General features: G+C 66.8%; 22 protein-coding genes. 13 read left to right on the top strand and 9 right to left on the bottom strand.

The features are described 5' to 3' along the window. The first annotated feature begins 322 nt into the window (after nt 1-322). The 7 genes from HWX25_RS20670 to HWX25_RS20640 all read left to right on the top strand — a co-directional run bounded on the left by HWX25_RS20670 (nt 323) and on the right by HWX25_RS20640 (nt 5868). Nucleotides 323-730 (top strand): hypothetical protein, encoded by a 408-nt coding sequence (locus HWX25_RS20670; protein WP_175910114.1) that lies wholly within the window; start codon nt 323-325, stop codon nt 728-730. A 16-nt stretch (nt 731-746) separates the two neighbouring features. Continuing rightward, nucleotides 747-1154, top strand: a complete 408-nt coding sequence (locus HWX25_RS20665) for a hypothetical protein (RefSeq protein WP_175909927.1) — start codon at nt 747-749, stop codon at nt 1152-1154. Nucleotides 1155-1492: 338 nt separating this feature from the next. Continuing rightward, a complete protein-coding gene (locus HWX25_RS20660; RefSeq protein WP_175910113.1) occupies nt 1493-2572 on the top strand; it encodes a S66 peptidase family protein in 1080 nt (359 codons plus the stop codon). A gap of 392 nt (nt 2573-2964) precedes the next feature. Beyond that, a complete protein-coding gene (locus HWX25_RS20655) occupies nt 2965-3423 on the top strand; it encodes a hypothetical protein (protein WP_175910111.1) in 459 nt (152 codons plus the stop codon). Nucleotides 3424-3628: 205 nt separating this feature from the next. Further along, a complete protein-coding gene (locus HWX25_RS20650) occupies nt 3629-4258 on the top strand; it encodes a hypothetical protein (RefSeq protein ID WP_175910109.1) in 630 nt (209 codons plus the stop codon). Nucleotides 4259-4271: 13 nt separating this feature from the next. Continuing rightward, a complete protein-coding gene (locus tag HWX25_RS20645; RefSeq protein ID WP_175910107.1) occupies nt 4272-4511 on the top strand; it encodes a hypothetical protein in 240 nt (79 codons plus the stop codon). A 145-nt stretch (nt 4512-4656) separates the two neighbouring features. Next, nucleotides 4657-5868: an MFS transporter gene (locus tag HWX25_RS20640; RefSeq protein ID WP_175910105.1), complete on the top strand. Its 1212-nt coding sequence runs from the start codon at nt 4657-4659 to the stop codon at nt 5866-5868. Between the two features lie 121 nt (nt 5869-5989). Here the strand turns inward: HWX25_RS20640 and HWX25_RS20635 are convergent, their stop codons facing one another. From HWX25_RS20635 to cobA, 7 genes are all read right to left on the bottom strand, one after another. Next, nucleotides 5990-6688, bottom strand: a complete 699-nt coding sequence (locus HWX25_RS20635; protein WP_059537530.1) for a fumarylacetoacetate hydrolase family protein — start codon at nt 6686-6688, stop codon at nt 5990-5992. 129 nt (nt 6689-6817) lie between these two features. Further along, on the bottom strand, nt 6818-7759 hold the full coding sequence (locus tag HWX25_RS20630; protein WP_059537533.1) for a helix-turn-helix transcriptional regulator: 942 nt from the start codon (nt 7757-7759) through the stop codon (nt 6818-6820). 126 nt (nt 7760-7885) lie between these two features. After that, complete coding sequence (locus tag HWX25_RS20625) at nt 7886-8671, bottom strand: YkgJ family cysteine cluster protein (RefSeq protein ID WP_175910103.1); 786 nt, start codon at nt 8669-8671, stop codon at nt 7886-7888. Between the two features lie 32 nt (nt 8672-8703). Continuing rightward, nucleotides 8704-9303, bottom strand: coding sequence for a uracil-DNA glycosylase family protein (locus HWX25_RS20620; RefSeq protein ID WP_059697735.1), 600 nt, complete (start codon nt 9301-9303; stop codon nt 8704-8706). A 133-nt stretch (nt 9304-9436) separates the two neighbouring features. Next, nucleotides 9437-10480, bottom strand: coding sequence for a CmpA/NrtA family ABC transporter substrate-binding protein (locus HWX25_RS20615; protein WP_059819675.1), 1044 nt, complete (start codon nt 10478-10480; stop codon nt 9437-9439). A gap of 5 nt (nt 10481-10485) precedes the next feature. Beyond that, nucleotides 10486-11082 (bottom strand): ANTAR domain-containing protein, encoded by a 597-nt coding sequence (locus HWX25_RS20610; protein WP_059537542.1) that lies wholly within the window; start codon nt 11080-11082, stop codon nt 10486-10488. A gap of 171 nt (nt 11083-11253) precedes the next feature. After that, nucleotides 11254-12015 (bottom strand): uroporphyrinogen-III C-methyltransferase, encoded by a 762-nt coding sequence (cobA, locus tag HWX25_RS20605; RefSeq protein WP_175910101.1) that lies wholly within the window; start codon nt 12013-12015, stop codon nt 11254-11256. A gap of 678 nt (nt 12016-12693) precedes the next feature. Here cobA and HWX25_RS20600 point away from each other — a divergent pair. Genes HWX25_RS20600 through HWX25_RS20585 form a run of 4 tightly spaced genes read left to right on the top strand, consistent with a single transcriptional unit; the run spans nt 12694 to nt 21205 of the window. After that, nucleotides 12694-14019 (top strand): MFS transporter, encoded by a 1326-nt coding sequence (locus tag HWX25_RS20600; protein ID WP_175910099.1) that lies wholly within the window; start codon nt 12694-12696, stop codon nt 14017-14019. A 21-nt stretch (nt 14020-14040) separates the two neighbouring features. Then, nucleotides 14041-16614 carry a nitrite reductase large subunit NirB gene (nirB, locus tag HWX25_RS20595; protein ID WP_175910098.1) on the top strand — a complete coding sequence of 858 codons (2574 nt, stop codon included), beginning with the start codon at nt 14041-14043 and terminating at the stop codon, nt 16612-16614. Between the two features lie 38 nt (nt 16615-16652). Beyond that, nucleotides 16653-17000, top strand: a complete 348-nt coding sequence (gene nirD / locus HWX25_RS20590; RefSeq protein WP_059697731.1) for a nitrite reductase small subunit NirD — start codon at nt 16653-16655, stop codon at nt 16998-17000. Between the two features lie 17 nt (nt 17001-17017). Further along, nucleotides 17018-21205, top strand: coding sequence for a bifunctional nitrate reductase/sulfite reductase flavoprotein subunit alpha (locus HWX25_RS20585; protein ID WP_175910097.1), 4188 nt, complete (start codon nt 17018-17020; stop codon nt 21203-21205). Nucleotides 21206-21351: 146 nt separating this feature from the next. Here HWX25_RS20585 and HWX25_RS20580 read toward each other — a convergent pair whose 3' ends face one another. Together HWX25_RS20580 and HWX25_RS20575 are read right to left on the bottom strand one after the other, a co-directional pair. Continuing rightward, the gene (locus tag HWX25_RS20580) at nt 21352-22128 is read right to left on the bottom strand and encodes an SDR family oxidoreductase (RefSeq protein ID WP_175910096.1); all 777 of its coding nucleotides are present in this window, start codon (nt 22126-22128) and stop codon (nt 21352-21354) included. Between the two features lie 4 nt (nt 22129-22132). Beyond that, nucleotides 22133-22570 carry a heme-binding protein gene (locus HWX25_RS20575; RefSeq protein WP_175910095.1) on the bottom strand — a complete coding sequence of 146 codons (438 nt, stop codon included), beginning with the start codon at nt 22568-22570 and terminating at the stop codon, nt 22133-22135. Nucleotides 22571-22667: 97 nt separating this feature from the next. Between HWX25_RS20575 and HWX25_RS20570 the strand changes: the two genes are divergently transcribed. Then, a complete protein-coding gene (locus HWX25_RS20570; RefSeq protein WP_175910119.1) occupies nt 22668-23576 on the top strand; it encodes a LysR family transcriptional regulator in 909 nt (302 codons plus the stop codon). Nucleotides 23577-23647: 71 nt separating this feature from the next. Next, nucleotides 23648-24082 (top strand): hypothetical protein, encoded by a 435-nt coding sequence (locus tag HWX25_RS20565; protein ID WP_175910094.1) that lies wholly within the window; start codon nt 23648-23650, stop codon nt 24080-24082. Nucleotides 24083-24338: the final 256 nt, after the last annotated feature.

The raw sequence follows: 24338 nt of genomic DNA, 5'->3' as shown, positions 1-24338 counted from the left end.
AGTGACTTGAGCTCACGAGCGATCTGTGTGTACGTAGGCGCGATGATGGCCGCTTTGCCCTCGATGTCGAGTCTCATTCGTTGTTCAATCTCTTTTCTTCTCGATCAAATCAAAATCATACCAACGCCCAAACCCAACAACGAATGACCGCTACCGAGAAAGTCGACGGACCGTTCCGGGTCGCCTACAGCCGAACGCGTCGGGCTGCAGCCAGCCAGTTTCTGACATTCGACATTGCTGGCTGAATCGTTGACAATTGCCATCGGACTCTTTCAACCTGCCTGTTCCTGATGGGATAGGTGCGCGCAACGGGAGAAGACGAATGCCGACGAACAACACGGTCGCACTCATCGTAGATCCTGATTTCGGCGCTCGTATCCAGGAAGTGGCCACGAGAGTACGGCACACTTGGGTCGTTGCTACTACCGCGAATATTGCTGTTGCCGAGCAAATCTGGAGAGCATCGCCGAACCCATCCAGGCTCAACATGGAAGGCGGCGTCACCACGTTCATTCAATATGGTGTGGATCAAGAAAGCTGGTTCGACGCAATCCTCAATTCTGTCGACGAACACCACAATTGTCACTCGTACGATCCGGGTTATTCGATCCTGGAGGTCTATGGGATAACACTTACCGAGCGACTACGGTCCGCGCTCGTCGAGTTCGGGTTCTCGGTTTTTTCGCCCACAGATTCGGGTTTTTGTGCTCGCAAGCTGCAAGCTACTTGAGAGACCCGGGCCCAAAATGCGAAACGACAAAGACCGCGCAGCTTATTGGATTGCGTTCATTCTTGAACGCTGTCAATTTCCCAATGCCAATGCGCTAGCAGCCCAATTTGCGAACGCCAAAATCGTTGAGCTTTGTGAATGCGGGTGCAACAGTTTCGCACTGTCAATGACCACTCCCGACGAGTTGCCTAGAATAGCAACTAGCGGACACGGTTACAGACTAGTGTTTGAAGCAGACTTCCGCGATCACAGTGGCTTTGAAGAGTTGCGGTCGCTTGAAATCCTTTTGTTTGCCGACAATTCTGGCCATTTGAGTTATGTTGAAATCGACTACTGCGGCAACGGACTGCCAATCCCTGAACGCTTGAGCCTCGAATCCGCGCCCTATAACGTTTTCCGCGGTGCCACGCTCATCCAGGCGTAGATCGCGACTGACCTCGATCAACGTCGATTCTGGACCGCAGGTCTGCACACCGGCAAAGTCCGCTTTCGGCGATGATGAACGTCGCTTCAGGGTCGGCAGTGGGAGTTCGGCGCCGGTGCCAGCGCGGGCGACTGGCCACCAACTTCGAGCTTCCGGATTCGGCCAGTTTGGGACATTCGACTCTGGTTTTTGAATCGTCGACAATGTGGCCGCGAACGACTATCAGTTCACCGATTTTGCACGCGATTCGATGTTCGGTAGACCACTAGAATCGCTACCGACCCCATACTTGAATCGGTAAGGCAATTGCGCGTTCTCTGACAACCCAGACAAAAACAATGAATATTCGCTTCCCGAAACCGCTTGCTCATGGTGACCTGATCGCGATAACCGCGCCATCATCCGGGGTTCCCATACATTTGCACGCTCGCCTCGATGCGGCAATTGAGGCGTTGAGTCAGCGGGGGTATCGGGTGATCGAAGGCGGATGCCTTCGCCAGCATTACAGATCTGCCAGTGCCTCACGCGAACAGCGTGCTTCGGAATTGATGCGATTTCTGACGGATCCCGACGTCGCCGCCATCATGCCGCCGTGGGGCGGCGAACTCGCGATGGAGTTGCTGCCGCTTCTTGACTTCCGGGCGTTAGCGACCGCCCCGGCAAAGTGGTTTTCGGGCTTTTCGGATCTCAGCACGTTGCATCTCCCGCTTACAACCATTGCGGGATGGGCGACTTTACATGGGCCGAACCTGATGCAACTCGGACCGACCGATTTCGACGAAGTGACATCTGCGATCTGGGGTATTTTGACTTTGCCGCCCGGTGCTCGGTTTTCTCAGAGCGCGTCGCTACGCCACAAGAGCATGGATGCAAAATCGCAGGCTGGCTCTTCGTTTGAAGAAGATACAACCTGGAAGTTGTTGGATGGCAACGCGTCTGATCTCAAGCTCTCGGGCCGACTCATTGGTGGCTGCCTAGATACAATCCCCCGGCTCGCCGGCACTGAGTTCGGGGGCGTTCCGCATTTTGTCCAGCATTCCGGGGCGGATGGGACGCTTCTTTATTTGGAGAATGCGGAAATGAAACCCTGCGACGTTGTCCGCTCTCTGCTGGGCCTGCGCTTTAATGGGTGGTTCGAAGGGCTTTCCGGAATATTGATCGGTCGAAATGCCGGACCTGACCGCATCCAATCCGGCGATTTAAGCTACGTCGAAGCATTGCAGTCGGCTCTTGGCGAGGTTGGTTGCCCGATTATTTACGATATGGATATTGGGCATGTCCCTCCGCAGCTCTCGCTGGTGAACGGCGCACTCGCTCAAGTCGAGCTAAGCGATGAACATGGAACCGTAATTCAGTGGCTTGGGGGGGACTCTAAGGAATACACCTTGCCGCGAATGTCCGCAAATGAGAAGGCCTGACGTCACGTTTGGGTCGGTAGCGGCCCATCCATAAAAGTGCGGGCGTAGGTCTCGGCGTAGCTTTGCGTATCTAGCCTTGTCAGATAAGGCGCAGGTACTGCTGCATCATTGGAGTGACGGGTGCAGGTGCTGCGGTGGGTTGCGTGCTCATGTGACCGGGAAAAGTTGCTTTGGCTGCCCGAGTTTACCAGTGGCCCGCAGGGGACTGCTCGCAGTTCGCCGTTCGGCCAGTTGCTGGAGATCACGACCGGCAACTGCCGGTCAGTTGTCGCTGATGGGGAGGGACAGCTACCGGCCATGAAGAGACGTTCGACGTCGGAGCTGAGGCCATTGACAATGGTCGTACTGAGACCAAGACTACCCACACCGCAATCAGAAAATCAATCGACGGAATGGTGCCTGTTTCCATCAACATAATTGTTGCTGCAGTCGAAATTCTCGGTGCTCAAGAATGTATCGATGACGAAATCGAAAACCGAATTCGAGCATTAGTCGGAGATGATACGACAGTGCGTAGACTAGTCGATATCATTCCGGAAGCGTTCGGCTTGGTCGTGGCGTCACATCTGCCGGCGGCATCGGGCATGACGCTACCGGACACTTTTGCGGTGCGAGATGAATCCGGAGCTTGGGTGGAGGTTCCAATCACTCATGAGCCGGTTTTCGTGGCGGCGCTGGAGATTGCCCAACACATCTTTCACTCCGGCCCTCGTCATGTATTGAGAAACAACGCGGACAGGAGTGGCATTCTCGCTGCCGTATCCAATGCTCTTAGTAGCGGTGGCTCGCTGGACGGGGCCACGCTCAGTGGCCCGAGCTTCCTTGGATTATCGGCTTCTCTTTATTCATGACACAGGCTATCCGTCTGCAAGCTAGGTCGATACCGATGACAAGCGACCGATCGAGCCATTGGCCAGAGACAGCTCCGGGTCGATCTGCGCCAGTCGCGCGTTGCAGGGCGGCGGCCGGCCGCGAGCGGCCAGGAGCGGACGTTGGACTGACGGCGCTAGATTGACGACAATCTTCAATATCTAACCCCGGGGCTTCGATATGGTCATGAAATTCATTGTCGAAACCATTGATGTGAACACGGCATGTTCCGCAAAGAGCTTTCCGATCGAAGTGCCGGATTCGTCTGTCATTTCATCCTTGTTGGAAGGCGACGATTTTGACTGCGACCATGATTATGAGTTGGATGCCCACGAGACGGCTAGATTCTCATCACATTTCGGACTGCCCGTTGGAGAATCGATCTCAGCAGTTCTGAGACCCCGCCGTTGGTTTGACGACCTTCCTTATCAAATCCACACAAACCGGGAACTTGCGTTGATGCTTGACGGCATGAAACCTCTTGCCGCCTTTAGTGAGGAATATCCGTCGTCGACAGACGAGAGCGTGATTCCCGAGCAACTATTCGATCGCTATGTGGCGGACGGACTATTTCTCAAAAGAGAGTACGTCGAAACAGAAATTCTGAAAGGCTACCGTACAAGACGAATTTTGTATGCGAGATCTGATGAAGCGTGGCGAATTGATGCCTATATCCTTCTTTGGCATACGGCGAAAGTAACCGGCTGGAACGAATCACTTGAACGCATGGAGGGGTTCCTTCTAGGTTACGAGGAGTGGCAGACAGACGCATACGTTCGTGCAGCCGAAGCACGAGCGGGTGTAAGCCTTGGTTAAGTAGAGGTTGGAAATGAACGAAAAACTAGGGGCCAGCATCGCCGGTGCATTTTGTATAGCAATTGGGATTCTTAAAGCAGTCTCTCCGTCGCTTTTTCTTGAGTTTCGGAAGCGGCACCCATGGGTTAATTTGTTTGGATTTTATTCGTTTGTTTTTAAAACAAAATATGCAAAACTGGTCGTCGTGGCGAACGGGATTGCTCTTATTTTGATGGGATCGGTACTTTTTGCGTGGTCATTGATAAATTATTGATAGCGTAGACGGATGCCAGCGCTGACGAATTGAATGACCGCTTCGCGCAGGAGCGACCGTCCGTTTCGGATCGACAAGCGACATCCACGGAAATCCACAAGCTCCTTTTCCATTGCGCACGGCCACGCGCCCGGAGGCCACCCGCTTGCAACCAAACCCGCCGATCGCTTCCGAACGAGCCGCACCGCGACCCGCAACGCTGATCCTGCTATGCGCGTTCTCGGTGCTGCCGTTGAGCCTGTTCCTGCCGTCACTGCCCGCGATTGCGCTTGACCTGCGCGCCGACTACGCACTCGTCGCACTGTCTCTCGGCGGCTACGCAGCAGTCGCCGCTTCGCTCGAGTTCGTGATGGGGCCGCTGTCGGACCGATTCGGGCGGCGGCCGATCATGCTGACGAGCCTCGGCGTCTTCACGCTCGGGTCGCTGGGCTGCGCGATGGCGACCGACATCCGTGCGTTCCTCGCGTGCCGGTTGATGCAGGCGGCGATCACGTCGGTCTATCCGGTGTCGATGGCGACGCTGCGCGATACCGCCGGCGGCGCGCGCGCGGCGAGCCGGATCGGCTATGCCGCGATGGCGGCCGCGTTCGCGCCGATGATCGGACCGACGCTCGGCGGCGTGCTCGATCAGACGGTCGGCTGGCGCGCGAGCTTCTGGCTGCTCGGTGCGGGCGGTATCGTGCTGCTCGGCTGGTGCGCGTTCGATCTCGCGGAGACGCATACGATGCGCGCCGTGACGCTTGCCCAGCAGCTTCGCGCATATCCCGCGCTGCTCCGGGCGTGCCGCTTCTGGGCCTATGCGCTTTGCATGGCGTTTTCGACCGGCGCGTTCTACGCGTTCCTGGCCGGCGCGCCGCTCGCCGCGCAGGCCGTGTTCCGCATCCCGCCGGCGGAAATCGGCTTCTACATGGGGACGATCACGGCCGGCTTCGTGTGTGGCAGCTTTCTGGCCGCGCGTTACGCGCATCGCTATCCGCTCGCCACGACGATTCTGTGCGGACGCGTGGTCGCGTGCATGGGGCCGGCGATCGCGCTCGCGTTGTTTTTCGGAGGGGCGACGCACGCGATCGCATGGTTCGGGCCGTGCGTGCTGATCGGCATCGGCAACGGGCTGTCGAACCCGGGCGCGCATGCGGGTGCGATGTCGGTGCGGCCGGAGCTGACCGGTAGCGCATCGGGGCTGGCCGGGGCGATGACGATCGCGGGCGGGGCGGCGCTATCGTCGCTGACGGGCGCTGTGCTGACCGTCGGCAACGCCGGTCATGCGCCGCTGGTCATGATGCTGCTGTCCGCGGCGATCGCGCTGGCGGCTGCGGTGTGCATACGAATTTTCGACGCACGCGAACGGGGCGCGTGATCGACGGGACACGAACGGCATGCCGATCCGGCACGATGCAATCGCCACCCGGATCGGCAAGGAGCGGCACGACGCGACGGCCGTCGGACGAACGCCACGTCACATGCCCCCGCACGATGCGTTACGGCTTCGCCCCCATCACGAACTCGAACGTCGCGACGCCGTCGACGCCACCCGTCACGCGGTCGCCCGGCTGCAGCGCGCCGACGCCGGCCGGCGTGCCGGTGAAGATCAGGTCGCCGGCCTTCAGCTCGACCGAGCGCGACACGTACGCGATCACGTCCGGCACGGCCCAGATCATGTCGGCGAGATCGCCTTGCTGGCGCGTTTCGCCGTTGACCGCGAGCCAGATCCGGCCGCTGGCCGGATGGCCGGTCGCGGTCGCCGCGCGCAGCGCGGTCACGGGGCCGGACGCATCGAAGCCCTTCGCCCAGTCCCACGGCCGGCTCAGCTTCTTCGCCTCGGCCTGCAGGTCGCGGCGCGTGAGGTCGACGCCGACGCCGTAACCCCACACATGCGACAGCGCCTCGGCCGGGTCGATCGACCGGCCGTCCTTGCCGATCGCGACGACCAGCTCGATTTCGTGATGGAGGTCGCCGGTCAGCGGCGGATACGGGACGGTGCCGGCGGCCGGGACGATCGCGTCGGCCGGTTTCGTGAAGAAGAACGGTGGTTCGCGATCGGGATCGGCGCCCATTTCGCGCGCGTGGTCGGCGTAGTTGCGGCCGACACAGAACACGCGGCGCACCGGAAAGCGCGCGGACGACTGTTCGACTTCGACGGAAGGACGCTCGGAAGCGTCGATGACGTATGCGGACATCGGATGGCCTCGTTCGATGGAAAGACGGATGCCGTCGCCCGCGCAATCCACTACGGGCCGGCATGCATGGAACGATACCCGACGCATGCGCGCCCGGATGCGACGCAACTGCGCTTTAACCGGACAAATCTACGCGTCGCCGGCCACTGGCGCGTCGTCGGCGGCCGGCAGCGCGGCGTTCGCGTCGCGGTACGCCTTCGGCGACACGCCGACCCGCGCGCGGAAGCGCCGCGCGAAATACCCTTCGTCACGGAAACCGACGGAACGCGCGATGTCGGCGATGCGCCGGCTCGTATGCGCGAGCAGCGATTGCGCGAGCGCGATCCGGCGCTCGGTCACGAGATCGGTGAAGGTGCTGCCGGTTTCCTTGCGCACCAGGTGCGCGAGGTAGTTCGGCGACAGGAAGGCGGCCTCGGCGGTGGCCGCGAGCGTCAGGTCCTCGCGGGTCAGGTTCGCGCGCACGTGGCGCAGCACGCGCGCGAGCGCGTCGCGCCGGCCCGCGCGCTGGGCGCCGCGCTGCGCGAGCTTGTCGAGCGCCCCCGCGTACTGCGTGCAGACGAGTCCGATCAGCTGCAGCAAGTAGCCGCGCAGCAACGTGGTCGAGCCGAAGGTGCGCACGCGGTCGGCATCGAGCATGCACAGCGCGAGGCGGCGCGCCTCGTCGAAGGCGTCGCCGGTCAGGATGAAGTCGAGATGTTCCTGGAAGCGGAACGGCGTCAGCTCGGGAAAGCGGTGCGCGGGCACGTCCTCGAGATCGAGCGGATCGACGTCGAGATCGGCGCGCAGGAACGCCTGGCTGAAGTTGATCACGATGAAGTGCGCACCTTCCGGATGCGGAATCAGGTGCTCGCGGTGCGGCAGCACGAACGCGAGCGCGCCGCGCGGAAACGGCCGCGTGACGCCGCCGATCCGCTGTTCGGTGTCGCCGCCGAGGTTGAACTGGATCTGGAAATACGCGTGCCGATGCGGCTCGGTGATCGCCTGGCGCGACGCCTGGTCGCGGATGTAGAAATCGAGCCGGTCGCTGCGTTCGGGCATCCCGTACAGGCGCGGCGGGGCGGTGGAGGGCATGAAGGATTCTGCTGTTCGTGACGCGGTTGAGCCGCGATGGTACAGCGAACCGGGCGCGGCCGGAATCCGCGGGCGCGATCCGCACCGGCCGGCCGGGCGGCGCGCACCCGCCCGGCGACGAGCCAATCAGGCGGCCGGATGAAAGCCCAGGTAGCGGCAGCGCGCGCCGGCCTCGTCGGATGCGGCAAGCCGGCTGGATGCGCCGACCGAGCGGAGCGTGTCGGCCGTCGCGCTGCGATTCGTGAGCAGCGTCCATGCCGTCGGGGCAGCCTCGGCGGCGGCCGTCGCGCGCGCATCGTCGAGCACGCGCAGCGCGGCCAGCAGCAGGTCGGCGGGCGGCGCATGAATCGCGAAGCCTTCGTTCGCGACGGCTGCCGTATCGATGCCGAGCGCTGCGCACAGGCGCGCGCGCAGCGGCGCCTCGGCCGCGCTTGCTTCCCGCGCGCGCACGATGTTCTCGCGCGTGAGCGCGTCGACGATCGTGCCGCCGCGGGTGAGCGGCGCGTGCTGCCACGCATCGGACGGGCACTGCTTGCCGTCCGGCACCAGCGGCACGAACGGATTGACCTCGGCCGGGTAGATCCGGCACACCAGCGGCCGTTCTTCGTAGATGCCGCAGCGCAAATCGTCGAGCAGGTTCGGGCATGGCCCGGCATGGGACGCGGTGAGCAGGGTCGTGACGCGTACCGGCAGCGTACCGCTGAGCGCGGGCGACGAACGGGCGCGCTTGTACGCGGCGAACGCGTCGTCGGCGGCCGGTTCGACGGGCCAGGGCATGGCGTCGCACAACAGTTCCACGTGGCCGCCGCGCCGCAGCCAGGCAGTGGCCTCGGCGACGGTCAGCGGAATGCGCAGGTCGTGGCAGCAACGGCCGCAGCCGGTGCATGAAAAATCGATGTCGTTCTGATTCATTTCGGTAGGAAGCGGGGCACGGCCGGCTTGTGTCAGCCGGCGATCAGCGGCGCGATGCGCCGGCGCAGTTCGGGCACGATCTCGGCGTCGAACCACGGATGATGTTTGAACCACGCCTGATTGCGCGGCGACGGATGCGGCAGCGGCAGCACGCCGGGGCCGTAGTCGCGCCACGCGTGCACGGTGTCGGTCAGCGTCGCCTTGCGTGTGTCGCGCAGGAAATGCCGCTGCGCGTACTGGCCGACCAGCAGCGTCAGCCGGATCGACGGCAATCCGGCGAGCAGCCGGTCGAGCCACAGTCGCGCGCATTCGGGGCGCGGCGGGTTGTCGCCGCTCGCACCGCGGCCCGGGTAGCAGAAGCCCATCGGCACGATCGCGAAGCGTGTCTCGTCGTAGAACGTGTCGGGGTCGACGCCGAGCCAGTCACGCAGCCGCTTGCCGCTCGCATCGTCCCACGGGATGCCGCTCGCGTGGACGCGGGCGCCGGGCGCCTGCCCGACGATCAGGATGCGGGCGTCGCGATGGGCGCGCACGACGGGGCGCGGGCCGAGCGGGAGGTCGGCTTCGCAGGCGCGGCACGCGCGGATTTCGGTGAGCAGCACGTCGAGCGGCGTGCGCGTTCGTTTCGGCATCGATTCTGAACGGGGACGGAGTGGCGGCACGAACGCGGGTGTCCATGCGGCGCGGCGGACCGGCGCATCGCGTCAGGCGTTCCGCAGGGCACGGCATGGCGCTGCGCGGTGGCTCCGGCAGCCCGTGTCGGGATCACCTGTCCGCCGCATCGCCCTCGGCGACCGCAGCATCATACAACGCCGTCTGCGCGATTGCCGCAGCGATCGCCGCGTCGTCGTGCGTGCCGTCGAGCATGCCCCAGCGCCGGTATTGCAGCAGGAACCAGCGGCCTTCCTGCGGATCCGGCCGGTTCACGGCGCCGCCGTCGTGGAAGCGGATCGGCAGCGGCGGCTGCGCGAACGGCCCCGCGCCGTAGTCGCCGAGCAGGCGCGGCGCGATCAGCCGGGCCGGCACGCCGAGCGCGTCGGGAGACGCGAGCCAGTCGGCCGCGTCGCGCCGGTGCGCGGGGTTGTCGAGCCACGCGCACGCATCGACGAGCGTGCGGATCAGCGCACGCGCGGTGGCCGGATACAGCGCGACGAAATCGCGCCGGGCCGCGAGCACTTTCTCCGGATGATCGGGCCAGATCTCGCTGGTGACGGCGACGGTCCGGCCCGCGCCGCAGGCTTCGGCCACGGCGTGCCACGGCTCGCCCGCGCAGAAGCCGTCGAGCTCGCCGCTCGCGAGCGCCGCGACCATCTCGGGCGGCGGGATCACGACGCTGCGCACGTCGCGCAGCGGATCGACGCCGTGCGACGCGAGCCAGTGGTTCAGCCACATCGCATGGGTACCGGTCGGGAAGGTCTGCGCGAGCAGCGGCTTGCGGCCGAGCGTCGCGAGCGCCGCGCGGACGTCGCCGCTTGCGCGGTACGCGTCGGCGAGGCCGCGGGCGAACGTGATCGCCTGGCCGTTGCGGTTCAGCACCATCAATGCGGCCATGTCGGCCTGCGGGCCGCCGATGCCGACCTGCAGCCCGCACACGAGCCCGTACAGCGCGTGGGCGGCGTCGAGTTCGCCGGTCAGCAGCTTGTCGCGCACGGCGGCCCAGGAGGGCTGGCGGCACAGCTCCAGCGTCAGGCCGTGGCGCGCGCCGAGATTCAGGTGCTGCGCGACGATCAGCGGGGCGGCGTCGCTGAGCGCGACGAACCCGAGACGAAGATGCGCGCGTTCCGGCGCGGCGGGAGGCGAAGGTTTCATGGCATTCATGACGGGTGGGTCGCATCGAGCAGTTGGCGCGCGACGTCGACGATGCGCTGGCCCTGATCCATCGCACGCTTGCGCAGCAACGCATACGCATCGTGCTCGGACAGCCTGCGCTGATCCATCAGCAGGCGCTTCGCGCGATCGATCAGCTTGCGTTCGGCGAGCTCGCGCTCGACGTCGGCGAGCCGGCGGCGCAATGCATCGTCGTGCGAGAAGCGCGCGAGCGCGACTTCGAGGATCGGCGCGAGGCGCTCGGCCGACAAGCCTTCGACGAGATACGCGCTGACGCCGGCGCCGACCGCCGCGTGAATCAGCGCCTGGTCGGCATCGTGGCTGAACATCAGCACGGGGCGCGGCGCGGTCGCGTGCATCACGGCGAGTTGCTCGAGCGTGTCGCGCGACGGCGAATCGGTATCGATGATGACGACGTCGGGACGCTGCTCCTCGACGGCGGCGGGCAGGCGCGCGGGCGTCGCGACGTCGTTGAGCATCTCGTAGCCGAGGCGCGCGAGCGCGTCGCCGAGTTCGCCGATCGGCTTGTCGGTGTCGGTGACGAGCAGCACGCGCAGGCGTGCGGGCGGGACGGACGAACTCATGACGCGAACGGGGACGGACGAGCGTCGGTGCAACGGTTGAACGGCGATTGCGGGGTGCGGACGGAAGCCGATGTGCTCGGAACCTCGCGTATGCATCCCCGGCAGCCGCCGCGAACGCGGCCGCGGTGAGCGGAACGGGTGTGCGGACGGTGCCGCGTGACGTGACCCATGCTACGCCGCTCGAGACAGGATTGCCTCGCCGGCGGCATCGGTGCCGTGCACGGCGGCTTCGCCGATCGCCGCGCCGACGAGCATCACGGCCGGGCTGCCGAGCCCGGCTGCCGCGACGCCGCGCGCGAGGCCGCCGAGCGTGCCGGTCCAGCGGCGCTCGTGCGACGTGCCGGCCCATTGCACGGCGGCGGCCGGCGTCGACGCGGGCAAGGCGGCGAGCAGGCCCGCCGCGATGCTGTCGACGCGGCTCATGCCCATGTAGATCGCGAGCGTGGTGCCGGTCGCCGCGAGCGTCGCCCAGTCGGGTTCGCCGTGGTCCTGGCGGTGTGCGGTGACGAACGTGACGCCCTGGCAGTGCTCGCGGTGCGTGAGCGAGACGCCGAGGCTCGCGGCGGCCGCGAAGCCCGACGAGATGCCGTTGACGATGTCCACCGGAATCCCGGCGGCGCGCAGCGTCGCGAGTTCCTCGCCGGCGCGGCCGAACAGCAGCGCGTCGCCGCCCTTGACGCGCACGACGTGCGCGCCGCGCAGCGCGTGGCGGCGCATCAGTTTCTCGATGAATGCCTGCGGCGTGGAGCGGCAGCCGCCGCGCTTGCCGACGCGGATCACGCGCGCGTGCGGCGCGAGTTCGACGATGCCGGGCGCGACGAGATCGTCGAGTAGCAGCACGTCGGCGGCCGCCAGCGCTTTCACGGCCTTCAGCGTGAGGAGATCGGGATCGCCGGGGCCGGCGCCCAGCAGCGTGACTTTTCCAGTCGTCATGTCGTATTCCATTGCCGCGCGCGTGCGAGCGAGCGGCTGTCGATAACGCGTTGTTGCTTGCGGCGGCGGCGGGCGGTCGACGTGACCATGGCATCCGGCCGTGCCGCGCACGGGGGGACGTCGTTGTCCTGATCTGCTGCGCCCGCCTGCGATGGCGGGCCGACTTGCGGGGACTGCCCACCGGCGCCGTTGCCGGTGTGTGGAGAGAATTCAGCAATATCCGGGCCAACCTGAGCGAGCGCGGCGGCGAGCGCGGCGACATGCGCGGCGCGACGCCCCGCGCGACGGAGGCCGGCACACATGCGGCCGCGGGGACGCGGCGCACGCGATGCCGCATCGGCGTGCATCGCGCCCCGTCATCGCGCACCGCGATGTCGCACGGCGACAGTGCTGCAGCGCACCACATCTGTGCCTGGCTGCATCGCGACGCATCGCGCGCCGCGCACCGCAGCCACGCGTCCGTCGACCCGCGCGCCTTGTGCGACGGGGCCGCCGGTGCGATTCGGGCCGACATGGCATGGCGTTTGCGTAAGCTCGGTCGGGCGGATCAACGGCGATTCGTCCGCAGTACCGATTACCGACGCGCCCGGAAACGGGCTTCATGGGCAACGGCGTCCTACACATCGGGTCTCGACGAGACCGGGTGTGCAGGACGCCGTTTTTCGTTTGGCGGATGACATGACCGACAAAGCTACTCGTATCGATCTCTTCAGCTTCCGCACCGCGCCGATGCGCGCGTTCCACATGACGTGGATGGCGTTCTTCGTATGCTTCTTCGCGTGGTTCGCGTGTGCGCCGCTGATGCCGCTGATTGCGCGCGAATTTCACCTCACCGCGGCACAGGTCGCGAACATCAACATCGCCGCGGTGGCCGCGACGATCGCCGTGCGGCTGCTGGTCGGTCCGCTGTGCGACCGCTTCGGCCCGCGCCGCGTGTATGTCGGGCTGCTCGTGCTCGGCGCGATTCCCGTGTTCGCGGTGTCGTTCTCGCACGACTACCTGACGTTCCTGATCTGCCGGCTCGGCATCGGCGCGATCGGCGCGGGCTTCGTGATCACGCAGTACCACACGTCGGTGATGTTCGCGCCGAACGTGGTCGGCACCGCGAACGCGACGACGGCCGGGTGGGGCAACGCGGGCGCGGGCGCGACGCAGGCGATGATGCCGCTGCTCGTCGCTGCAGGCCTGATGCTCGGCTTCGGCGATGACGCGTCGTGGCGCATCGCGCTCGTCGTGCCGGGCGTCGCGATGCTCGCGATGGCCTGGGCGTACTGGCGCTTCACGCAGGACTGCCCGCAAGGCGATTTCGTCGCGCTGCGCAAGCAGGGCGTGACGGTCGACAGCGGCAAGAAGGGCGGCTGGGCGAGCTTCTTCGCCGCATGCGGCAACTATCGCGTGTGGATGCTGTTCGTCACGTACGGCGCGTGCTTCGGCGTCGAGGTGTTCATCCACAACATCGCCGCGCTGTACTACGTCGATCACTTCAAGCTGTCGCTGAAGGACGCCGGCTTCGCGGTCGGGATGTTCGGGCTGCTCGCGCTGTTCGCCCGCGCGCTCGGCGGCTGGCTGTCGGACAAGATCGCCGCACGCCGCAGCCTCGACGTGCGCGCGGCGCTGCTGTGCGCGCTGATCGTCGGCGAAGGGCTCGGGCTGATCTGGTTCTCGCATGCGCAAGGCATCGGCATGGCGCTCGTCGCGATGCTGACCTTCGGCCTCTTCACGCACATGGCCTGCGGCGCGACCTATGCGCTCGTGCCGTTCATCGACCGCAAGGCGCTCGGCGGCGTCGCGGGGATCGTCGGCGCGGGCGGCAACGTCGGCGCGGTGGCCGCGGCGTTCCTGCTGAAGGGCGTCGGCGACGTTCAGCACACGCTGAGCCTGCTCGGGCTCGCCGTCACCGCGACCGCACTGTGCGCGATGGCCGTGCGATTCAGCGAAGAACACAAGGCACGCGAGGCCGAGCTGCGCGATCGCGCACTGGCCGCCGCCAGCGCTGCGAACTGATCGACCGAAGGAAACGTCACCATGAAACTCATCGTCATCGGCCACGGGATGGTCGGCCACAAGCTCCTCGAATGTGTCGCCGCGCAAGCCGGCGCGGCGGGCACGCTGCAGGTCACGGTGCTCGGCGAGGAACCGCGCCCGGCGTACGACCGCGTGCACCTGTCGGAATTCTTCGCGGGCAAGTCGGCGGACGATCTGTCGCTCGTGGAACCCGGCTTCTTCGAGCGTCATCCGCAGTTCGACCTGCGCCTGAACGCCCAGGTCGCGTCGATCGATCGTGCCGCGCACACGGTCACGCTCGCGTCCGGCGAAACGCTCGCGTACGACAAGCTGGTGCTCGCGACGGGCTCGCGTCCGTTCGTGCCGCCGGTGCCGGGCCGCGATCGCGCCGGTTGCTTCGTGTACCGAACGATCGAGGATCTCGAAGCGATGCAGGCGTGCGGCACGCACGCGAAGCGCGGCGTGGTGATCGGCGGCGGGCTGCTGGGCCTCGAATGCGCGAAGGCGTTGCGCGACATGGGGCTCGACACGCACGTCGTCGAATTCGCGCCGCGGCTGATGGCGGTGCAGGTCGACGACGGCGGCGGCCGGATGCTGCGCGCGAAGATCGAGGCGCTCGGCGTGACCGTGCATACGGGCAAGAACACGCTCGAGATCGTCGACGGCGACGAAGGCGCGCACCGGATGGCGTTCGCCGACGGCTCGCATCTCGACGCCGACATGATCGTGTTCTCGGCCGGCATCCGCGCCCGCGACGAACTGGCGCGTGCGTGCGGTCTGGAGATCGGCCCGCGCGGCGGCGTCGCGATCGACGACGCGTGCCGCACGAGCGATGCCGACATCTACGCGATCGGCGAATGCGCGGCCTGGAACGGGATGGTGTACGGCCTCGTCGCACCGGGCTACGACATGGCGCGCGTGGTCGCGAAGCAGCTCGGCGGCGACCGGGAAGAAGCGTCCGAAGCCGCGTTCGCCGGTGCCGACATGAGCACCAAGCTGAAGCTGATGGGCGTCGACGTCGCGAGCATCGGCGACGCGCACGGCGCGACGGCCGGCAGCCGCACCTACCAGTACGCGGACGAGCGCCGCCAGGTCTACAAGAAGCTGGTGGTGTCGGACTGCGGCAAGTTCCTGCACGGCGCGGTGATGGTCGGCGATGCGGCCGAATACGGCACGCTGCTGCAGATGATGCTGAATCGCATCGAGCTGCCCGAGTCGCCGGAATTCCTGATCCTGCCGTCGTCGGACGGCGCGGCGAAGCCGGCGATCGGCGTCGACGCGCTGCCGGACGGCGCGCAGATCTGCTCGTGCAACAACGTGTCGAAGTCGCAGATCTGCGCGGCGGTGGCGGATGGCGCGACAAGCCTCGGCGCACTGAAGTCATGCACGGGCGCGGGCACGTCATGCGGCGGCTGCGTGCCGCTCGTCACGCAGATCATGAAGGCCGAGATGAAGAAGCAGGGTCTCGCGGTCAACAACCATCTGTGCGAGCACTTCCCGCATTCGCGCCAGGAATTGTTCCATCTGATCCGCGTCGAGCGCATCACGACGTTCGACGAATTGCTCGCGAAGCACGGCCACGGGCTCGGCTGCGACGTGTGCAAGCCGGCGGTGGCGGGCATCCTCGCGTCGTGCTTCAACGAGTTCGTGCTGAAAAAGGAGCATGCGGGGCTGCAGGATTCGAACGACTACTACCTCGCCAACATCCAGCGCGACGGCACGTACTCGGTCGTGCCGCGCATGCCGGGCGGCGAGGTGACGCCGGAAGGGCTGATCGCGGTCGGCCAGGTCGCGAAGAAATACGGGCTCTACACGAAGATCACGGGCGGCCAGCGCGTCGACCTGTTCGGCGCGCGCGTCGAGCAGCTGCCGGCGATCTGGGAAGAGCTGATCGCGGCAGGCTTCGAATCGGGGCATGCGTACGGCAAGTCGGTGCGCACCGTGAAGTCGTGTGTCGGTTCGACGTGGTGCCGCTACGGCGTCGACGATTCGGTCGGCCTCGCGATCGACATCGAGAACCGCTACAAGGGTTTGCGCGCGCCGCACAAGATCAAGTTCGGCGTGTCGGGATGCACGCGCGAATGCGCGGAAGCGCAGGGCAAGGACATCGGCATCATCGCGACCGAGAAGGGCTGGAACCTGTACGTGTGCGGCAACGGCGGGATGAAGCCGCGTCATGCGGAACTGCTCGCGTCCGACCTCGACCGCGCCACGCTGATCCGCTACATCGACCGCTTCCTGATGTTCTACGTGCGCACCGCCGACCGGCTGCAGCGCACCAGCGTGTGGCGCGACAACCTCGAAGGCGGGCTCGACTACCTGACCGACGTCGTCGTGCACGACAAGCTCGGGATCGCGGCCGAACTTGAGGCCGACATGCAGCACGTGGTTGACACCTACGAATGCGAGTGGAAGAAGGCCGTCACCGATCCGGAAACGCGCAAGCGATTCCGCCATTTCGTGAACAGCGACGCGCCGGATGCGACCATCGCGTTCGTCGAAACGCGCGGCCAGATCCGTCCCGCCACGCCCGACGAGCGCGCAGGCGGCAAGCCCGTTGCGATTCCCGTCGTCGCCGAACCCGCAACCGTCTGACGCTGACCGACAGCAGCGTCTTTTTCAAGGAGTCCATCATGAACGATCGTCTTCCCCTGTCCTGGACCCGCGTGTGCCCGCTCGACGACATCGTGCCGAACACCGGCGTGTGTGCGCTCGTCAACGGCGAGCAGGTCGCCGTGTTTCATGTCGCGCATGCCGAGGAAGGCGGCGTGTTCGCGATCGACAACGTCGATCCGGTGTCGCAGGCAGCGGTGATGTCGCGCGGGCTGATCGGCAGCCTCGGCGAGCGCGTGGTGGTCGCGTCGCCGCTGTACAAGCAGCATTTCGACCTGCGGACCGGCGAATGCCTTGAATCCCCCGAGAAATCGGTGAACGCGTATCCGTCGCGGGTCGAGGACGGTTTCGTGTGGATCGCCGCCTGAGCGCCGACGGAGCACGCATGACCGCCACCCCCGTCAAGAGCGTGTGCCCGTACTGCGGCGTCGGCTGCGGAATGGTGCTGCACGTCGAGGATGACGAAGTCGTCAAGGTGTCCGGCGACTCCGATCATCCGACCAACTTCGGGCGGCTGTGCACGAAGGGCTCGTCGGCGCACGTCGCGTTGCGCCGTTCCGGGCGGCTCGACCGCGCGTTCGTGCGGCGCGCGCGCGAGGACGACCTCGTGCCGCTGCCGGCCCGCGATGCGATCGTCGAGACCGCGCGGCGGCTGCGCGCGGTGCTCGACGCGCACGGGCCCGATGCGTTGTCGTTCTACGTGTCGGGGCAGATGTCGATCGAGGCGCAATACCTCGTGAACAAGCTCGCGAAGGGCTTCGTCTGCACCAACAACATCGAGTCGAATTCGCGCCTGTGCATGGCGAGCGCGAGCACGGGCTACAAGCAGTCGCTCGGCGCGGACGGCCCGCCCGGGTCGTACCAGGATTTCGATCGCGCGAACCTGTTCTTCGTGATCGGCGCGAACATGGCCGACTGCCACCCGATCCTGTTCCTGCGCATGATGGATCGCGTGAAGGCCGGCGCGAAGCTGATCGTCGTCGATCCGCGCCGCACCGGCACCGCCGACAAGGCCGACCTGTTCCTGCAGATCCGGCCCGGCACCGATCTGGCGCTGACCAACGGGTTGTTGCATCTGCTGCACGCGAACGGCCGCACCGATGCCGCGTTCATCGATACGTACACCGAAGGCTGGGACGCGATGCCCGCGTTCCTCGCCGACTACACGCCCGAGCGCGTCGCGGCAATCACCGGTCTCGCGGAAGCCGACATCCGCACCGCCGCGCAGTGGATCGGCGACGCGCAGGAATGGATGAGCTGCTGGACGATGGGGCTCAACCAGAGCACGCACGGCGTATGGAACACCAACGCGATCTGCAATCTGCATCTCGCGACCGGCGCGATCTGCCGCCCGGGCAGCGGGCCGTTCTCGCTGACCGGCCAGCCGAACGCGATGGGCGGGCGCGAGATGGGCTACATGGGTCCCGGCCTGCCGGGCCAGCGCTCGGTGCTGTCCGACGACGACCGGCGCTTCGTCGAAAACCTGTGGCGCGTGCCGGCCGGCACGCTGCGCAAGGACGCCGGCCGCGGCACGGTCGACCTGTTCGAGCAAATGGCTGCAGGCGACATCAAGGCGTGCTGGATCGTCTGCACGAATCCGGTCGCGACCGTGCCGAACCGGCAGAACGTGATCGCGGGGCTGCAAGCCGCGGAGCTCGTGATCGCGCAGGACGCGTTCCTCGACACCGAGACCAACCGCTACGCGGACATCCTGCTGCCTGGCGCGCTGTGGGCCGAGGGCGATGGCGTGATGGTCAACTCCGAGCGCAACATGACGCTGATGCGCGCCGCGATCGCGCCGCCCGGCGACGCGCTGCCGGACTGGCGCATCGTCGCGGAAGTGGCGCGCGCGATGGGCTTCGGCGATGCGTTCGACTATGCGTCGGCGGCCGACGTGTTCGACGAGATCGTGCGGTTTTCGAATCCGGCGACCGGTTACGACCTGCGCGGAGCGAGCCATGCGGCGCTGCGCGATGGCCCGGTGCAATGGCCGGTCGCGCCGGGCACTGCGCGCGAGCGGCACCCGATCCGCTACCTGAACGACGGCGTGAGCCAGACGCCGCGCCCGGCGACCGACGGGCATGACGCGCCGCGTATTGCGTTTCCGACGGCGTCGGGCAAGGCGCGCTTCCTCGCGCGACCGCACGTCGCGCCGGCCGAACTGCCCGACGACACGTTCCCGATCGTGCTGAACACCGGCCGGCTGCAGCATCAGTGGCACACGATGACGAAGACGGGCAAGGTCGCGATGTTGAACAAGCTCAATCCGCGCCCGTTCGTCGAGCTGCATCCGGACGATGCGAGCGCGCTCGGCATTGCGACGAAGGACAGCGTCGAGATTCGCTCGGCGCGCGGCCGCGCGGTGCTGCCGGCCGTCGTGACCGAGCGCGTGCGGCGCGGCAACTGCTTCGCGCCGATGCACTGGAACGACGTGTACGGTGACGATCTGTGCATCAATGCGGTGACGAACGACGCGATCGACCCGGAATCTCAGCAGCCCGAACTGAAATATTGCGCGGTCGCGCTGACGCGCGTCGACACGGACGCGTTCGCGTCCGCCGACGACGACACGGCGCGACCCGATGCCTCCGCTGCCGACGCGCGGCCCGCACCCGCGTCGGCGCAGATCACGGCTTCACAGGAATCCGACATGGCAGACCTCGACACATTCGCGGCGGCGCTCGGCGTGGCCGATCTCGCGCCGCCGCCGCTCTCCGATACGGAGCGCCTGTACGTGGCCGGCCTCGTCAGCGGGCTGAAAGCGAGCGCCGGGCGGCGCGAAGGCGGCGTGCCGGTGCTGCCGGCCGGCGCGCCGCTCGCGCCGCCGGTGCGGTTCTGGCTCGAGGGCATGCTCGCAGGGCTGTTCAGCCGCTCGGTGCCTGCCCACGCATCGGACGGTGCCGCGCCTGTGCTGCCGTCGGAGGCCGCCGCGCCCGGCGGTGTGCGGATCGTGCGCACGCGGCCGAAGGTCGTGCTGCTGTGGGCGTCACAGACGGGCAACATCGAGTCGCTGACCGAGGACTACGCGACGCAGCTGATGAATGCCGGGTTCGAGATCCGCACCGCGTGCATGTCCGACTATCCGGTCGCGTCGCTGGCCGGCGCGCAATACGTGCTGCTGATGACGAGCACGTTCGGCGACGGCGACGCGCCCGACAACGGCAGCGAGTTCTGGGATGCGCTGCAGGCCGGCAGCGCCGCGCGTCTCGACGGCGTGCACTTCGCGGTGCTCGCGTTCGGCGATCGCAATTACGACCAGTTCTGCGGGCACGGCCGCCGGCTCGACGCGCGGCTCGCGGAACTCGGCGCTGCGCGCCTGTGTGCGCGCGTCGATTGTGACGTCGAGTTCCAGCGCGATGCGGACCAGTGGCTCGAACGCGTGGTTGCCCGGATCAAGGAAGCGGATGCCGCGCTGCACGCGGTGCCGTCCGCCGGGGTGAGCGCGTCGGGGCTGCTGCCGACCAAGGCGCATCCCGCGCCGTCGAAGCTCGTCGCGAACCTGCGTCTCAACCGGCCGGGCGCCGCGAAGGACACGCGCTACGTGTCGCTGTCGACCGAAGGCGCGAACCTCGAATACGAAACCGGCGACGCGCTCGGCGTGTGGCCGACCAACTGCCCGGAGCTGGTCGACGAGCTGCTGTCCGTCACCGCGCTGAAGGCCGATGCGCCCGTGTCGGTCGCGGGCATCGGCGACGTGCGGCTCGGCGATGCGCTCGCGCGCCACTTCGACATCACGCGTCCGCATCCCGACACGCTCGCGTTCATCGCGTCGCGCAGCGCGAACGGCGCGCTGAAGGCGCTGCTCGGCGACGATCGCAAGGCCGACCTGAAGCAATGGTTGTGGGGGCAACAACTCGCGGACGTGCTGCACGAGTTCCCGGTCGATTTGTCGGGTACGGAGCTGGTCGGGATGCTGAAGCGACTCCAGCCGCGCCTGTATTCGATCGCGTCGAGCCCGAGCGCGCACCAGGGCGAGATTCACCTGACCGTGTCGGCCGTGCGTTATCACAACGGCCGGCGAGCGCGCAAAGGCGTCGCGTCGACGTTCCTCGCCGATCGCGCGGACGACGGCCGCGTGCCGGTATTCGTGCAGAAGTCCGCGCATTTCCGGCCGCCGGTGAACGGCGACGTGCCCGTCGTGATGGTGGGGCCCGGCACCGGCGTCGCCCCGTTCCGCGGCTTCCTGCACGAGCGGCAGGCGCGCGGCGCGTGCGGACGCAACTGGCTGTTCTTCGGCGAGCAGCATGCGCAGACCGACTTCTACTACGGCGACGAACTGAGCGCGATGCGCGACAGCGGTTTCCTCACGCGGCTCGATCTCGCGTTCTCGCGCGACCAGGCCGACAAGATCTACGTGCAGGACCGCATGCGCGAGCAGGGCGCCGAGCTGTACAAGTGGCTGGAGGAGGGCGCGCACTTCTACGTGTGCGGCGACGCCGCACGCATGGCCAAGGACGTCGATACCGCGCTGAAGGCGGTCGTCGCCGAGCATGGCGGGATGTCGGACGAAGCCGCGAACGACTACGTCGCGCGGCTTTCGAAGGCGCGGCGCTACATGCGGGACGTGTATTGAGCGCAGGCGGCGCGAGTTGACGCGGCCGGGCGGGCTTGCCGGCCCGACACGGCGGCCGGCAAGCCGAAACCGCCGGCGGTTCGGGCTGCCGGCATGGCCGTCGAGGGCGGAGGTGGCGTGACCCCGCGTGCCGCGGCCGGCCCGCGTTACTGCTGCCGGTTCCACGCGCGCGCCTGCTCGGCGCGCACGAATGCTTCCGACGACTGCGGCAGCAGGTTGCGGAACGCGCCGCCGTCGCTTTCGACCACGTCGACCATCTTCGCGATCATTTCCTCCGGGTCGTGCTGCTCGAGCGGGAAGGTCAGCCGCTCGGGCGTCACGGTGTGGACGGCCGGATCGCGCCAGCGCCTCGGCGTCTCCATCATCCGGTCGTTGAAGCCGGTGCTGTACGGGCCCGGGTTCACGACCGCGACGCGAATGCCGTGCGGCGCCAGTTCCGCGTGCATCGCCTCGGCGACCGATTCGACCGCGTGCTTCGACGCGCAGTAGGCGCCCGTGAACGGCCCCGTGATCAGCCCCGCGATCGACGACACGAACACGATCTTGCCGTGCCCGCGCGCGAGCATGCCGCGCGCGATCTGCTGCGTGAGTTCGAGCGGCCCGAACACGTTGACGTCGAACAGCTCGCGCACGATCTCGACCGGCAGGTCGACCAGCGCGCCGGCTTCGCCGACGCCCGCGTTGTTCACGAGCACGTCGATGTCGAGTTCGGCCGCGCGGGCGCGATCGTAGGCCGACGTGACGTCGAGCTTCACCGCGCGCAACGCGGTGCCGCGCTGCGCGGCGGCGTCGGTCAGTGCGTCGATCTCGGCGGTCGTGCGGACGCCGGCCGTGACCGCGTGACCGTGTTGCGCGAGCCGCAGCGCGACTTCGCGGCCGAAGCCGGTGCCCGCGCCGGTGATGAGGATGCGTTTCTGTGCCATGTGCTTACCTCGAGGTGGGAAAGGTTGCGTGAAAGCGATCGCGGCAGTGCCGGGCGATCGCGTTGTCCTGCTCGACGCTGCCGCCCGATACGCCGATCGCGCCGACGCAGCGCCCGCTGCCGTCGACGAGCGGCTCGCCGCCGCCGAACGTGACGAGCCCGCCGTGGCTGTGCTCGATCCCGCGCAGCGGGCCGTCGCCGGACATCGCGCCGAGCGCGGCGGTCGATGCGCGGAAGCGGATCGCCGTCAGCGCCTTGCGCTGGGCAAGGTCGATCGCGCCGAGAAAGCAGTCGTCGGTGCGCACGAACGCGAGCAGGTTCGCGCCGGCGTCGACGATCGCGATCGACACGCCGGCGACCTGCAGCGACGCGGCCTGCGCGAGCGCGGATTCGATCGTCTGCCGGACGACGGCGATCGGCAGTGCGGGGCTGTGCGGATCCATTCGATGCTCCTGTGAGGGACGGCCGGGCCAGTGTAGGCAGTTCCGGTATATGGGAGAATCCGCATTCCGCTCGAAGGAGTTTCAAGTTTTTTTAATGATGAGCAGACGCGATCCGATGGCCGGGCTGCACGTGTTCATGAGTGTCGCGACGGCCGGCAACTTCACGCGCGCGGCCGCCGCGCTGGGCCTGACGCCCGCCGCCGTCAGTCTCGCGGTCGGGCAGCTCGAGGGCGAGCTGAACGTGAAACTGTTCAATCGCAGCACGCGCGGCGTGAGCCTGACGGAGGCCGGCCAGCACTACCTGCAGCAGACGGAGCCCGCATACCGGCAGGTCATGCAGGCGCGCGACGCGCTGAAGGAGGTGCGCAGCGAGCCCGGCGGGCTGTTGCGCGTCACCGCGCTGCCGTTGGCGCGCACACGCGTGATTGCCCCGGTTCTTGCCGCGTTCCGCGCGCGCTATCCGAAGGTCCGGCTCGAAATCCGCTACGAGAACGAACTGGTCGATATCGCGAAGGACGGCTTCGACGCGGGGATTCGTCTTGCCGACCGGCTCCAGCCAGGCATGATCGGCGTGCGCATCGCGCCCGCGCTCACCTGCGCGCTGGTTGCATCGCCCGGCTATCTGGCGCGGCACGGCACGCCCGCGTCGATCGCCGATCTGGAACGGCATGCGTGCATCCGTTTCCGGTTTTCGGAGAGCGGGCGCCTGCACAAGTGGCTGCTGCACGACGGCCGCCGCGACGTCGATCTCGATCCGGAAGGCGTGTTCGTGACGAACGATGCGGATGCGGTGATCGATGCCGCGCGCGAGGGCGTCGGCATCGCGTTCGCGTTCATGCGCGAGCGCATCGACGCGGACCTGCGCGACGGCACGCTCGTTGAGGTGCTGCCGGGAGCGTGCCGGACGCTGCCGCCGATGTGGCTCTATTACGTGAATCGCAAGCACGTGCCGGCCAAGCTGCGCGCGTTCATCGACGTGCTGCGCGAACGGGCCGGCACCGACTAGCGCGCACGCTGCAGCGACGCGCGGGACGGCGCATGATGACGGCGTCATCCATGCAGCCACGGAGTCGCGTCATGACGGCACGCCGGAATCACCCGCTTCGAACCCTTGCGATCGTCGCATCGCTGGCCGCAGCCGCATTCTGCGGCGCGCCGGCCGTCGGGCAGACGTCGACGGTACCGGCCGGCACGGCCACCGCGACGCCCGACAACGCGGTGCTCTTGACGGTCTTCCTGAAGCACGACCAGTCGCGCCCGCTCGCCGAGCTGAACGCGCAGCTCGCGAAACAGGGGTTCTACAAGGCGTTTCCGCCGCCGGGCGTCGAGGTGGTGAGCTGGACGGTGACGATGGGGATCGGGCAGATCGTCGTGCTGCGGTTGCCGGCGTCGCGGGTGCGGGAGGTCAATCGCGTGCTCGAGGACACGGCCTGGGGCGCGTACCGGACGGAGTTCTATCCGACCTACGACTACAATGCGATCGGGCTCGCGGCGCACGAGCGGGCGAAGTGACGAAGGGCGTGGCGCGACGATCCGTCCCTCTTCGCTGAAACCCGCGCCCGGTCGCGGTTTTGCCCTCGCTCGCCCGGCCGGGCCGGAGAATTTCTCCCAAATGCATCACAAGTCATTCATCTGATGAGAAAACCCCGTCGGTTCCCGGTATCATGCGCACCTTGCGTGTGTCGAGCCCACGATTTTGATGCGGTATTGATGCGCCTCGCGTGCCACAAAACCGCACAATCCGAACTTGAAAGATTCTGTAATATAA

The sequence above is a fragment of the Burkholderia sp. BCC1640 genome (assembly GCF_902833125.1).
In the GTDB taxonomy this organism is placed as follows: Bacteria; Pseudomonadota; Gammaproteobacteria; order Burkholderiales; family Burkholderiaceae; genus Burkholderia; species Burkholderia diffusa.
The sequence above is the reverse complement of the archived record's forward strand: the minus strand, read 5'-3'. Positions and strand labels throughout refer to the sequence as shown.

What these genes read in the sequence shown, in the direction of transcription:
- HWX25_RS20670 (WP_175910114.1), top strand. Translation starts at nt 323, where the DNA reads ATGCCGACGAACAACACGGTCGCACTCATCGTAGATCCTGATTTCGGC.
- HWX25_RS20665 (WP_175909927.1), top strand. Translation starts at nt 747, where the DNA reads ATGCGAAACGACAAAGACCGCGCAGCTTATTGGATTGCGTTCATTCTT.
- HWX25_RS20660 (WP_175910113.1), top strand. Translation starts at nt 1,493, where the DNA reads ATGAATATTCGCTTCCCGAAACCGCTTGCTCATGGTGACCTGATCGCG.
- HWX25_RS20655 (WP_175910111.1), top strand. Translation starts at nt 2,965, where the DNA reads ATGGTGCCTGTTTCCATCAACATAATTGTTGCTGCAGTCGAAATTCTC.
- HWX25_RS20650 (WP_175910109.1), top strand. Translation starts at nt 3,629, where the DNA reads ATGAAATTCATTGTCGAAACCATTGATGTGAACACGGCATGTTCCGCA.
- HWX25_RS20645 (WP_175910107.1), top strand. Translation starts at nt 4,272, where the DNA reads ATGAACGAAAAACTAGGGGCCAGCATCGCCGGTGCATTTTGTATAGCA.
- HWX25_RS20635 (WP_059537530.1), bottom strand. Translation starts at nt 6,688, where the DNA reads ATGTCCGCATACGTCATCGACGCTTCCGAGCGTCCTTCCGTCGAAGTC.
- HWX25_RS20630 (WP_059537533.1), bottom strand. Translation starts at nt 7,759, where the DNA reads ATGCCCTCCACCGCCCCGCCGCGCCTGTACGGGATGCCCGAACGCAGC.
- HWX25_RS20625 (WP_175910103.1), bottom strand. Translation starts at nt 8,671, where the DNA reads ATGAATCAGAACGACATCGATTTTTCATGCACCGGCTGCGGCCGTTGC.
- HWX25_RS20620 (WP_059697735.1), bottom strand. Translation starts at nt 9,303, where the DNA reads ATGCCGAAACGAACGCGCACGCCGCTCGACGTGCTGCTCACCGAAATC.
- HWX25_RS20615 (WP_059819675.1), bottom strand. Translation starts at nt 10,480, where the DNA reads ATGAAACCTTCGCCTCCCGCCGCGCCGGAACGCGCGCATCTTCGTCTC.
- HWX25_RS20610 (WP_059537542.1), bottom strand. Translation starts at nt 11,082, where the DNA reads ATGAGTTCGTCCGTCCCGCCCGCACGCCTGCGCGTGCTGCTCGTCACC.
- cobA (WP_175910101.1), bottom strand. Translation starts at nt 12,015, where the DNA reads ATGACGACTGGAAAAGTCACGCTGCTGGGCGCCGGCCCCGGCGATCCC.
- HWX25_RS20600 (WP_175910099.1), top strand. Translation starts at nt 12,694, where the DNA reads ATGACCGACAAAGCTACTCGTATCGATCTCTTCAGCTTCCGCACCGCG.
- nirB (WP_175910098.1), top strand. Translation starts at nt 14,041, where the DNA reads ATGAAACTCATCGTCATCGGCCACGGGATGGTCGGCCACAAGCTCCTC.
- nirD (WP_059697731.1), top strand. Translation starts at nt 16,653, where the DNA reads ATGAACGATCGTCTTCCCCTGTCCTGGACCCGCGTGTGCCCGCTCGAC.
- HWX25_RS20585 (WP_175910097.1), top strand. Translation starts at nt 17,018, where the DNA reads ATGACCGCCACCCCCGTCAAGAGCGTGTGCCCGTACTGCGGCGTCGGC.
- HWX25_RS20580 (WP_175910096.1), bottom strand. Translation starts at nt 22,128, where the DNA reads ATGGCACAGAAACGCATCCTCATCACCGGCGCGGGCACCGGCTTCGGC.
- HWX25_RS20575 (WP_175910095.1), bottom strand. Translation starts at nt 22,570, where the DNA reads ATGGATCCGCACAGCCCCGCACTGCCGATCGCCGTCGTCCGGCAGACG.
- HWX25_RS20570 (WP_175910119.1), top strand. Translation starts at nt 22,668, where the DNA reads ATGAGCAGACGCGATCCGATGGCCGGGCTGCACGTGTTCATGAGTGTC.
- HWX25_RS20565 (WP_175910094.1), top strand. Translation starts at nt 23,648, where the DNA reads ATGACGGCACGCCGGAATCACCCGCTTCGAACCCTTGCGATCGTCGCA.